The organism is uncultured Lactobacillus sp. (genome assembly GCF_948948975.1).
GTDB lineage: Bacteria > Bacillota > Bacilli > Lactobacillales > Lactobacillaceae > Lactobacillus.
Genome location: NZ_CARBVX010000012.1, coordinates 1 through 11,960, shown reverse-complemented (window position 1 = coordinate 11,960; position 11,960 = coordinate 1). Strand labels below are relative to the sequence as shown.

10 protein-coding genes and 1 pseudogene are annotated in these 11,960 nt (G+C 37.2%); all 11 read left to right on the top strand.

Features of this window, described 5'->3' with window-relative positions:
- Window positions 1–5 precede the first annotated feature (5 nt).
- Window positions 6–1,055, top strand: coding sequence for a major capsid protein (locus Q9R40_RS05910; protein ID WP_304676905.1), 1,050 nt, complete (start codon window positions 6–8; stop codon window positions 1,053–1,055).
- Between the two features lie 9 nt (window positions 1,056–1,064).
- Window positions 1,065–1,382 (top strand): phage head-tail connector protein, encoded by a 318-nt coding sequence (locus Q9R40_RS05905; protein ID WP_370648960.1) that lies wholly within the window; start codon window positions 1,065–1,067, stop codon window positions 1,380–1,382.
- Window positions 1,379–1,732, top strand: coding sequence for a hypothetical protein (locus Q9R40_RS05900; RefSeq protein WP_304676903.1), 354 nt, complete (start codon window positions 1,379–1,381; stop codon window positions 1,730–1,732). The genes Q9R40_RS05905 and Q9R40_RS05900 overlap by 4 nt, the downstream gene beginning before the upstream one ends.
- Complete coding sequence (locus tag Q9R40_RS05895) at window positions 1,725–2,273, top strand: HK97-gp10 family putative phage morphogenesis protein (protein WP_304676902.1); 549 nt, start codon at window positions 1,725–1,727, stop codon at window positions 2,271–2,273. Before Q9R40_RS05900 ends, Q9R40_RS05895 begins: the two co-directional genes overlap by 8 nt.
- Window positions 2,274–2,642 (top strand): hypothetical protein, encoded by a 369-nt coding sequence (locus tag Q9R40_RS05890; RefSeq protein WP_304676901.1) that lies wholly within the window; start codon window positions 2,274–2,276, stop codon window positions 2,640–2,642.
- A gap of 2 nt (window positions 2,643–2,644) precedes the next feature.
- On the top strand, window positions 2,645–3,136 hold the full coding sequence (locus Q9R40_RS05885; protein WP_304676900.1) for a phage tail tube protein: 492 nt from the start codon (window positions 2,645–2,647) through the stop codon (window positions 3,134–3,136).
- Window positions 3,137–3,201: 65 nt separating this feature from the next.
- Window positions 3,202–3,612, top strand: a complete 411-nt coding sequence (locus Q9R40_RS05880; RefSeq protein ID WP_304676899.1) for a DUF6096 family protein — start codon at window positions 3,202–3,204, stop codon at window positions 3,610–3,612.
- 92 nt (window positions 3,613–3,704) lie between these two features.
- On the top strand, window positions 3,705–3,998 hold the full coding sequence (locus Q9R40_RS05875; RefSeq protein WP_304676940.1) for a hypothetical protein: 294 nt from the start codon (window positions 3,705–3,707) through the stop codon (window positions 3,996–3,998).
- The gene (locus Q9R40_RS05870; RefSeq protein WP_304676898.1) at window positions 3,998–10,060 is read left to right on the top strand and encodes a lytic transglycosylase; all 6,063 of its coding nucleotides are present in this window, start codon (window positions 3,998–4,000) and stop codon (window positions 10,058–10,060) included. Before Q9R40_RS05875 ends, Q9R40_RS05870 begins: the two co-directional genes overlap by 1 nt.
- Window positions 10,061–10,078: 18 nt before the next feature.
- Window positions 10,079–10,435 carry a DUF6711 family protein gene (locus Q9R40_RS05865; RefSeq protein ID WP_304676897.1) on the top strand — a complete coding sequence of 119 codons (357 nt, stop codon included), beginning with the start codon at window positions 10,079–10,081 and terminating at the stop codon, window positions 10,433–10,435.
- A gap of 11 nt (window positions 10,436–10,446) precedes the next feature.
- Window positions 10,447–11,960: pseudogene (locus tag Q9R40_RS05860) on the top strand (peptidase); the annotation flags it as partial.

Genomic DNA, 11,960 nt, shown 5'->3' with positions numbered 1-11,960 from the left:
AATTAATGAAAAATCAAAAACTACAATTAGATTTACAACGATTTGCAACACCTATTCTTGATATGTTTAGTCAAAATACGGTGCTTGACTATACCCGCAATCGTCAATATCCAGAAATGTTAGGCGATACTTTATTCCCAGCGGTCAAAGTACCAACACTTGAAGTTGATATTTTGAAAGCTGGTAGTCGTGTACCAACAATCGCAAGTGTTTCAGCTTTTGATGCTGAAGCTGAAATTGGTAGTCGTGAAGCAAGTAAGATGACTGCTGAATTGGCATACGTGAAGCGCAAAATGCAAATTACTGAAGAAATGCTAATCAAATTGCAATCACCACGTAATACTGCAGAAGAAAACTACTTAAAACAGTATGTTTTTGATGATATTGACGCTATGGTTCAAGCAGTTAAGGCACGTGGCGAAAAAATGACTATGGAAATGTTTGCTACTGGTAAAATTACTGATAAGAAAAATGGTATTGCTGTTGATTATGGCGTGCCAAAGCAACATCAAGAGACATTATCAGGTACCAAGACGTGGGATAAGAGTGATGCTTCTATTATTGATAACTTGCAAGATTGGTCAGATTCACTAGATGTTACACCAACCCGAGCTTTAACTTCTAAGAAGGTTTTACGTACTTTAATGCGTAGTACTGAAATTAAAGAAGCTATCTTTGGTAAAGATACCGGTCGAGTTGTTGGTCAAGCAGATTTAGATCAGTGGATGACGGCTCAAGGATTGCCAGTTATTCGTGCTTATGATGGTAAATATCGTGATGAAGACTCAAAGGGCAATTTAACAACTAGCTCTTACTTCCCAGAGGATCGCATCGTTCTTTTCAATGATGAAGTCCCTGGACAAAAGATCTATGGTCCAACTCCAGAAGAAAATCGCTTAATTTCAAGCAATGCTCAAGTATCTAATGTCGGTAATATTATGGCCAAGATTTATGAAACTAGTGAAGATCCAATTGGAACATGGATTTTAGCAGCGGCTACAATGCTTCCATCATTTGCTAGTGCAGATGATGTGTTCCAAGCTAAGGTACTTTAATTAAGGGAGGTGCTTAATGTGGATCAACTAACGGAAATAGTTTCAGCTTTAAGTACTCGATTAGAAAATACCAATAATGTCTTACTAACTGAACTAGTTAAAGAATCGATAGCACAGGTACTAGATTATACTGGCCAAAAGAAATTAGTTGGTAGTATGGATATTTACGTTAAAAAACTAGCAGTTATTAATTACAATCGGTTAGGCATTGAAGGAGAAACACAACGTTCCGAAGGTGGTATAACTAACTATCTTGAGACTGGCATTCCAAAAGATGTTCGGCAAGGATTAAATCGTTATCGAATTGCTAAGGTGAAAAAGCTATGAGATTAAAAGACAGTGATCTTACAACTGTTTATCTTAGAAAGCCAATGAATACTCAAGATGATGAAGGTTATAGTATTTGTGGCTGGAGTGATCCACAACCAATTAGAATGAATGTTCAATCAGCTGGTGGTACGGTCAATGCTCAACTTTATGGAAAAGATATTAAATATATCAAGACATGTAAGTATCAAGGTGACTTACTTGCAGAGGGACGTGGTGAAGGTTTTGGCGTTTGTCTAAAGGTTCCAAGTTCTAGTGATCCTGATTACAAGATTACGGCTATTCAGGAGTTTTCTACTCATAAAAACGTTACTTTAGAACGTATAAAGAGGGATGAGCAAAATGATTGAAGTTGAACTTAAAGGAGTCAATGAATTAAGAGCAAAGCTAAAGAAGCTACCGGATATAATGGCAAAAGCAACAGCTAATGCTCAAGAAAATGCAATTGAGCAGGCGGAAGCCTATGCAGTTGATGAGTTGCAATCCAGTATTAAATACTCCACCGGCGAACTTGCTCGAAGCTTTAAACATGAAGTGAAGGTTGATGGAGATGAAGTTATTGGTCGTTGGTGGAACTCTTCTATGGTTGCTGTATTTCGTGAATTTGGGACTGGGTTAGTTGGTGAACGGTCACATAAGCAACTTCCTAAAAATGTTGCCATTATTTATAGACAAACCCCATGGTTCTTCCCAGTTGATTCAGTTGATCTTGATCTCACGAAAATATACGGCATTCCTAAGATTAAGATTAATGGAAAATATTTTTATAGAACTACTGGACAGCCAGCAAGGCAATTTATGACCCCTGCTGCTAATAGGATAGCTAAGGAAGCGCCAGAGATTATAAAAAGATCAGTAGATCAAGAACTTCATGATAAATTGGGTGGTTAAATGGAAATCTATAATGTTAAAGCACTAGTATTTAAGACTTTAAAATCTATACCAGAATTAAAACTAGTTTCACCATCTTATCCAGATAAATTTACAACATTCCCAGCTGCTATTTATTCGACTAGTCAATCTTCTTATATACGGAATGCGCAACAAGAAGAGACAGACACTGAATGGAAGATAACAATTGATTTATATAATGACCATGGATCATTAACTGATGTAAAAGAAAGGCTCATTGCTAGATTTTCAGCAATGGGCTTTTCTAATAGTGTTGGTGACCAAGATTTAAATGGAGTATCACGTGTGGTCATAGTTTTTACAGGAATTGTAGATAATACTAGCCATCGTGTATATCAGAAAGGATAAAAATGAACAACGTAAAATTTTATAGTGATTTATTAACATTAGACCTTCAACGTTTTGCAGTTGATAATTCAGAAGGTCTTGCAGGAACAGGAACAAAACTCGAAAGATCAGTAGATGGATCATCTTGGGAAGAAATTGCTGATATTAAAACCATCCCTGAATTGGGTGGAGATACTGAAAAAATCGATGTAACTACTTTAGCAGATGATAGACGTAAGCAAGTTGAAGGTATTCAAAATGCTTCTAATGTTCAATTCCAAGCAGTATATAAGGGTGCTAGTTTTGCAAAAGCTCTAAAGGAGGCTGGTGATAGAAAGCAATATCAATGGAAAGTTACGTATCCCGATGGAATGACTGCTACGATGAAAGGATCATACAACATTAAATTTGGCTCAGTAGCAGTTAACGGTGCATTAGGCTATACAATCACTATTACTGTATCTGATGGTCCTACATTTACTGCTGCAGGAGCAAGCCAATCAGCTGGTAAGTAATAAAAAGTGATAGGCGTGGGTTCGATTCCTGCGTCTATTTTTATAAAACATGAATAGGAGAAATTATGGTAACAACAATTAAGAAAGCAACTAAAACAGTACAACTAGGTGATCTTGAACTCAATTTAAAACTAGGTGGCCGTGAAATTTTTAAAATTGAACGCCGGTTAGGTAAATCAATGCTTTCACTTTTTATAGATTCACAAGGTGGAAATAAATTACCTCCTGTAAATGAAATTCTCATCGTATTACAAGGTGCAAATCAAAATCATGGTGTAACAGACAAACGAGTTATTGAAGCATTTGAAAAATATTTAGACGATGGTCATACCACTATGGATCTGTTCAATGAATTAATGGAACTATTTGACGAATCTGGTTTTTTCGGCAAGAAAAAGAAGAAGGCTACAAAGACCAATACGGAATCGGACGAAGTAACTCTAGATCCAGTAGAAGCAGAAAGCGAATTGATGTAGACGCAGATCGTTTCGAGACAGTATCTGATCTATTTAGACATCTGTATCCAATCGCAGTGGAATCAGGCATAGATGCTGATCATTTTTGGGACATGGATTTTGGTGAAATTATGACCCAAATTTCAGCAAATGAAAAACGTCGATTAGAAGATTTACGAGCTAAGGCTTATATGGATCATCGTTTAAGCGAAATGATGGCTTTTGCTTTTAACGATCCAGCAAAAATGCCCAAAGTTGAAGAAGCTTATCCATTTGTGAAAGATAATTTGGATCAAACAAATAAAATATCTGAGGAAGAACCCGATTGGAAAAAAGATCAGATTATTTTTATGCAGCAAGCCCAGAAAATCAAACAATTTAATAAAGATAAAGGAGGTGGAAATTAATGGATCTAGAAGAACTTGAGTTAAGATTTAGAGCAAATTATGGGGATGTCATTCAAAAGGTTGATGAATTAACTAATCTTATTGTGCAAAAAACAAGTGATATGCAATATAAGATGCAAAATAATTTAGATAAATTTCAGCAATCAATGAACGAAAGTACTTCAAGAGCTAATGGAAATGTTAAAGAAGAGGTTCGTCAACGTAGTGAAGCGGAAGAAGCTAAACAAAAATTACTTGAACAGACTCTTAATACTCAAAATGAGGTTACGGATAAGATTGTTCAAGGAAATAAGGAACAAGCTGAAAGCTCTAAAGAAGCTGTTAATCAGTCAGAAAAAAGTCTGGATAGTTTAACAGCTCGATTGCAAGAAGCCTCTAATATGCAACAACGAATTGCACAACAAACTAGTGCAGCTCATGATGTAGTAAAAGATATTTCTAAGCCTAAATCACAAACACAAGTAAAAGAAACATTAAAGTCCCCTTCACAGAGTGACTACTCAAGCTTTGATAACTATCAAGAAAAACAAATTCAGAGTTATCTGCCAAAGCGTCCTGTTGATTTAGGTATTGATGATGAAATACAAGCTGAAGCATCTCGAGCTAAAAAAGAAGTTGATAGCTTAGTAACTCACATCAACGAGAAGATGGAACAGGCTCGATCAATGCAACGGAGAATTGCTACTTTAACAGCTAATCGAGACAATCTGGATATGAGCAAGCAGGGTAGTAAAGTTAAAGCAATGAGATTAGATGATCAAATTGCTGACGCTCAAATTAAGATGGAACGGTATCAGACTCAAGCTAAGGCTCTTGCACAGGAAATGTCGCAGGAGCTTGATACTGTTCCCAACTCATTAAGACGCATTGAGCGTGAAATGGATCAAACGGAAGGCAAGATCGAACGAATTAGACGTTCTATTGCTGAAATGAGGGATAATGATGCGACTCTTGGCCGATCTTCTGGTACTAATAAAGAGCTTAAGAATGCTGAGGCTGAGTACAGAAGATTAGTTGCCCGAAGTAATGAGTTAGCAAAGGCATATACATACGTCAGTGCACGTGGAGATGAGTTAAGAAACAGTTCTTCACGAATTAATACTGAATTAGCTGAAGAAAACAGAAATGTCTCAAATCTTGGTTCTAAGTTTAGCAGGCTAAAAAATACTATTTCTAATGTTAATTCATCTCTTAGACGATTTGGTAATAGTGGAAATTCTTCTATACGGAAAGCTGGATCAGGCGCTTCAGTTTTAAGTGAACGACTAAAGGGCGTTCGAATGGCAATTCGAATGTTAGCCAGTCAATTAATTGTGTTTACTCTGCTCTACCAAGCAATTATGATGCTTGCCCAAGGTATGGGTGCAGCATTAATGACTAACCGACAATTTGCAAGTAGTTTTAATGCAATCAAGGTAAATCTATTAACGGCGTTTTATCCGATTTATAGTTATGTTTTACCTGCTATAAATGCTCTTATGAATTCATTGCAAAAAGCAACTGCATGGATTGCTCAATTTACTTCTGCGTTAACAGGAATGAGTTTGTCGAGTGCTAGAAGCGGTGCTCATGGTTTGTACGATCAAGTACAGGCAATGAATGATACTTCAAAGGCTGCAAGTAAAGCTAATGAGGCTGTTAAAAAACAACAGCAAGAACAAGCTAAAGCAGTTCAACGTGCTAATCAGCAAATTGCTCAAGCTAATCGTCAAGGTGCGGCAGCCGTTGCAGCAGAAAATGAAAGAATAAAAGCATCTAACGAACAAGCTAAAAAAGCTTTTGAAGATACAAAGAAAGCTAATGAAGACCTTCAAGCATCACTAATGGGCTTTGATGAGCTAAACATTCTTGATAACAATAAAAACAATCAAGATAATGACAGCTTTGAAGCTCAACCACTAGAAAAATTTACCCCACAGCAAAAGCAAGATACACCTATTTTTGATAATCCCGGAGTAGATGATAGTGAGGCAGGTGGGAATCAAGGTCTTGACTGGAATGTTCCATTAGTTGCATCCCAAAATGCTATTGATGCTGCTAATAAAGTCAAAAAGGTTTTAGGCGAAATCTTTGATCCTATGAAGAAGGCTTGGGATGAAAAAGGTCAAGCTGTTGTTGATGCAGCCAAGTATTCATGGACCGAGATTAAGCGCTTATTAGGGGATGTAGGTAATTCTTTCTTACATGTTTGGGACAATGGAACAGGACAAAAAGTAATAGAGAATTTACTTCAACTTTTAGCCGATATGCTGAATATCATTGGCGACATTTCCCTAGCTTTTGCTGAAGCATGGGAAGAGAGTGGCCGAGGAACTAAGTTTATTCAGACTATCTTCAATTCTCTCAATAATGTTCTTGAAGCTATCCATCATATAGCTCAAGCGTTTCGTGATGCATGGAATACTGGTGATCTTGGTAAGAGAATTTTTGCTAATTTGCTTGATTTAGCTACTAAGTTAGTTGAGTTTGTTGGCGATATTGCTAAGTCTTTTGATGAGGCGTGGCAACATGGAAATGCCGAAACTAGACTATGGCAAGCATGGCTAAATGCACTGAATAATATACTTGATACTTATAAACATATAGTTACATCAATTGATGAAGCATGGAAACACTCCAACTTAGGCGTTTCAATTTGGAGTCATATTATTCAAATTGTAACTGGTGTAGGAAACACTATTGGCAATTTAGCTGGTCAATTTGATAAAGCGTGGCAACATGGAAATGTTGGAACTTCTATCTTTAAAACTTTGCTCGGTATGGTAGATGACATGCTTGGATCACTTGGCGATATGGCAACGTATACTGCAAACTGGGCTAAGAAGCTTGATTTCACTCCATTGCTTCAGTCAATTGATAATCTGCTAAAAGCTATTCGACCAGTGACCAAAGATGTTTGGGATGGATTATCTTGGGCATATAAGAATGTTTTGCTTCCACTTGCAGGTTTCACGATTACTAAAGTAATTCCTGAGTTCTTAAATGCTTTAGCTGCAGCTCTTAAAGTTGTACATAGTGTAATTAAAGCAGCGGAACCAGTTTTAGAATGGTTCTTTGATAGCTTTATTAAGCCATTAGCTAAAATAGCCGGTTTTGCAATTGTAGAAGCCTTGAAGCTTTTAACTAAAGCACTTGAAGGATTATCTGATTGGATAGATCATCATCAAACAGCCGTTAAGATCATGACTGCAACGTTACTTACGCTTTTAGGTATTAAAGTTGCTAAAGCTACTATTGCTGGAATTCAAAGCTTTACTGATACTCTGAAGATTCTTGCAATGCTCAAGTTTGATAAATTGAAAGCTGCTGCAAAGTATGCTGATGATTTATTAGGAGTAGCAATTGAATTTGCAAAGCACCCAATAACTAATATTAAAGAACTTGCTAAGTTGAGTTTTGAAAATATCAAGGGTGGCTATAACCACATAAAAGATCTTTGGGGTGAAGTAAATAAAGGCTGGCAGGATAGTAATCTTGCCAAGACCGATTTTCTTAAATCTGCTCGCTCTTCAATACAATCTGGCGAACCAATGAAGCTGGGGCAAAAACTTGGTACTGGCTTATCTGGTGCTATGATTGCTGTAACTTCAGGAATTGATATCTACAAAGGAATCAAAGCTAATAACAAAGAAGAAAAATTTGCAGATTTTGGTTCTGGAATTGGTGGTGCAGTTGGTGGTGCTATTGGACTCTGGTTCGGTGGCCCCTTAGGTGCAGCCGTAGGACAACAAATTGGCTCATTAATCGGTAAATGGGGCGGTGTTGGTGCCTCTAAATTTGGTGATGGTTGGTCTAAATACGGCAAAGGCAAGAAGCCTAAAGACTGGGTTGAAGCAATAGGTTTTAAATCTCATGAAATCTTAGATAACTTTACCTCTTGGGCTAAGTCCGTTGGTAAGGATATTAATACCAATATTTCTAAAGGCAAAAAAGATGTTCAAACTGCTAGCTCTAATATTCATAAATGGTCCACTAATTTTATTTCTGGTGCAAAGAAAGATATTAAATCTTGGGCACAAAATATCGGTTCTAACATTCATAAAGATGTAGATAAAGGTAAGAAATTAGCTAAACAAGCTGGAGATAAAGTAAAAGAATGGTCTACTGACTTTATTAGCGATGCTAAAAAGAAGGTTCATGATTGGTCTTCTCAAATTGGTTCTGACGTGAATAACAGTGTTGAAAATGGTCAAGCAATGGCTAAGAATGCTGGGACTAAGATCAAGAATTGGACTACAGGCTTCAGAGAATCAGCTAGTGGACTGGTAAGATCTTGGGCTGAAAGACTAGGCGATCACATTAATAACGGTTCTGAATCATCACGTTCAGGAGCTACTAATGCGGGTAGCAAACTATCTAGTTGGACACGTAGCTTCTTTGGAAATGCGAATAGCAGTATTTCTAGCTGGGCTGGTGGCTTGGGTGGTCACGTTGATAATGGCATTGGCAATGCTTATAACTCAGCACGAAATGCCGGTGAGCGATTAGGAAGTTGGGTATCTAGTTTCAGACATAACACTTCAAGAACCTTAGGATCCTGGGCTGGTACTCTTGGTAGAACTATTGGTGATGGAATTAGGGACGGTATCTACAACATTAGTAGTGCTGTTCGGAAAGTTGTAAATGCAATTGTTAAACCAGTTCAAAATGCTACTAATAAAATTAGAGATGGTATCAACTGGGTACTCGGTAAGCTTGGTGGTGGATCCATTGGTTGGGGTTTCTTCAACTGGAATTCCTATGCAACCGGTACAGATAATCACCCAGGTGGTTTAGCACTGGTTAATGATCAAGCCGGAGACACTTATCGGGAAAGTTATGAATTACCTAACGGAGAACAAGGTTTATTCCCAGCTGAACGTAATTTGTTAACTTACTTGCCAGCTGGCACAAAAGTTAAAACTGCAACTGATACGGCTAATGAATTAGCAGCTATGGTTCCCAAATATGCTGGTGGTATAGGTAACTTTAATTTCGATTTTAGTGGTATCTTTAGCGGAATTAGTAGCGCTCTTGGAAACCTAAATTTTGGGAATATATTTGATGGGGTTGGCAATTTTGTTGATGGTGTAATGGAAGAACTTGAAAAAGTTACTGATGATATAGCTCATCCAGAACGATTAGTTAACTACATTATTGATAAATTTGTCACCTATGATTGGAGTTTAGGCGACGCTTCATTAAAGTTTGCTAAAGGCGCTGTTCATCAAGAAAAGAAAGGCATGATGAATTGGGCTAAGAAAGTTATCAATCAATTTGGTGGTGCAACTCATCAAACAGGGCCGGGTGCGGAAGGTTGGCGTAGTGCTGTTAAGAAAGCATTGCGCAAGAATGGTCTACCTGCAACACCAGCATATGTAAATGCATGGGTTCGTCAAATCCAAACTGAGTCTGGTGGTAATGAACATGCTGTACAAGGCGGTTATACGGATATCAACACCTTAACAGGAGACTTGGCAAAAGGATTGTTGCAAACTATCTCTGCAACTTTTAACGCTTATAAATTCCCTGGTCACGGTAACATCTTCAATGGATACGACAACATGCTTGCTGCCATCAATTATGCAAAGCATCGGTATGGATCGGATATGCTGGCTGTAATTGGTCATGGTCACGGTTATGAAGATGGTGGATTAATTGCTAAACACGGTTTCTATGAAATCGGTGAAGGCGACAAGCCAGAAATGGTAATTCCGTTAACTAACCGTGAATTAGGTATGAGAAGAATTAATGAAGCTATTGCTTTTATGAATAATAACTTTGGTAGTGGCTTACAACTCCCTACGTCTCTAAATAGAAACTCAATTAGCAATGACTCTATTTATGCTGAAAATCAGTCCAATACTTCCACAATGAAAAGTGGAGGCTTCAAGGAGATGAGTACAGAGTTAGTAAATGCGATTATCCAAGCTCTTCAAATGCAAAATATTAATAGCAACAATGGAAAACCAATTGATTTACATCTCTCTGTAAAAATTGGTGATGAGTCCTTCGGTGAACATGCTATTAAAGGAATTAATGCCATTAATCAAAGAAATGGTAGAAATATGTTGAATCTCTAAAAAGGAGGAAATGAGTGATTGTATTCTTTAAAAATTTCCGGGACAGTGGTTAATCCTGCCCCGCAAAATATGCAAATTGCTATTCAAGACATAGATGCTAAAGCAACTCGAGATGCACAAGGTCTTTTACATAGAGATAGAGTTGCCACAAAACGTAAAATAAATTTATCCTTTGGCGCTCTAACTGTGTCTGAATGTGCCAAAATTTTAGCCTCTGTTAAAGCTGAGTTCTTTAATGTTGAATATCTGGATCCAGAAACAGGCCAAAATAAATCGGGCACTTTTTATGTTGGTGACCGAACTGCACCCGTCTATTCTTTTGTAGATTCCGTACCAGTATGGAAAGGTCTTTCGTTTGATTTAATTGAACAGTAGGAGGTGAAAGAATGCTAAAACAAATCAAAGAAGTTCAAGATGCGTGGCGAGCTACACAACGAACTTTAGATATTAAAGTAGTTGTTAATGGTAAGACCTATGAAGCTACTGATATCAATAGTTTGAAATATGATTCGGGAGCATATACCGGAGATACATTTTCAATTGGTTCTACGTACTCTAATAATGTGCAGATTGAATTTTCTCATCTTGTTGAAGGATTGAAGCTAGGAATGGAAGTCCGTCCTAGTATTGGAATAAAAACGTCTAAAGGCTATATTTATGAACCATTAGGCGTTTTTATTATATCCAGCGAAATCAAGATGGATCGAAATAATAATTTAACATCTATTAGTGCTAGTGATAGATTTTTTGGATTAGAGGGTAAGTATAAATCTAAATTAGTATATCCAGCAAAGGTTTTAGATATAATTGCAGAAATCTGTGCTCAGTCTGGAGTTAAAGCTAATGCTGATGATTTAGCACGGCTTCCACATCAAGCTGATTTACCTATTCCAATTAGTGGCCAAAGTTGTAGAAAAGCTCTAGGTTGGATTGCACAATTATACGCGGGTTACGCTACATTTGATCGACAAGGATTGTTTACTATTCGCACAATTGCTGAGCCTAATTATGAATTAGATCCTAGTCAATATGAACAAGCAGGCCTAACTAAGAATGAAGCACCATATAAAATTGGTGGTATTCAGTGTCAAACGGTTATTACTACTAAAACTAGAGATGGCGAGAACACTGAAGAGACAAAAACTTATCAAGTTGGTGATACTAGTGGTTCGCAAATTAAGCTAGAGAATAACATTATGACGCCTGATCGGCTAAATAATATTTGGGAGCAAATTAAAGACATTAGTTTTTATCCATTTAACTTGAATTGGTTCGGTAATCCTGCTATTGAAGCTGGAGATTGGCTCCGGTTAGAAGACAAGCAAGGTAATAAATTTATCGTTCCTAATAACAGTTACACGCTTGATTTTAATGGTGGACTTTCAGCAACTTCAAAAGCTGATCAAACATCGTCTACTGATTCAGCAATTAGCTGGAGAGGTACTTACGCTCAAATTATTGAAGAACTTCAAGCACGGAAAGCACCTGATGGTACAGTTATTTTTCCGCCTAGTGTAGTAGAGCCTCCAAAGAATGCTAAGCCTAATGATGTTTGGTTTAAACAGAATGGTAATTCTACAGAATTGTGGGTATTTACCGCACAAGAAGATGGTAGTGGAAAATGGATCAGAAGAGATCTCACTCCAGATGAAATCAAAAAGCAAGTTCAAGAAGCTCAAAGTGGCTTAAACGATGCTAAAAAACAAATTACTGATAATCTTGCTAAAGCTGATGGAGATATTGCCGAACTAAACGCAAGTATCAGAGAGCAGAAAGGAACAATTGATGGTCTAAGTGCTACTGTTAATACAATTGCCATCCCTAAAATTACTGATGTAACTAACAAAGTATCTGATGTAGTTACTAAGGTAAATGAGCAGAAAAATATCGTTACTGGATT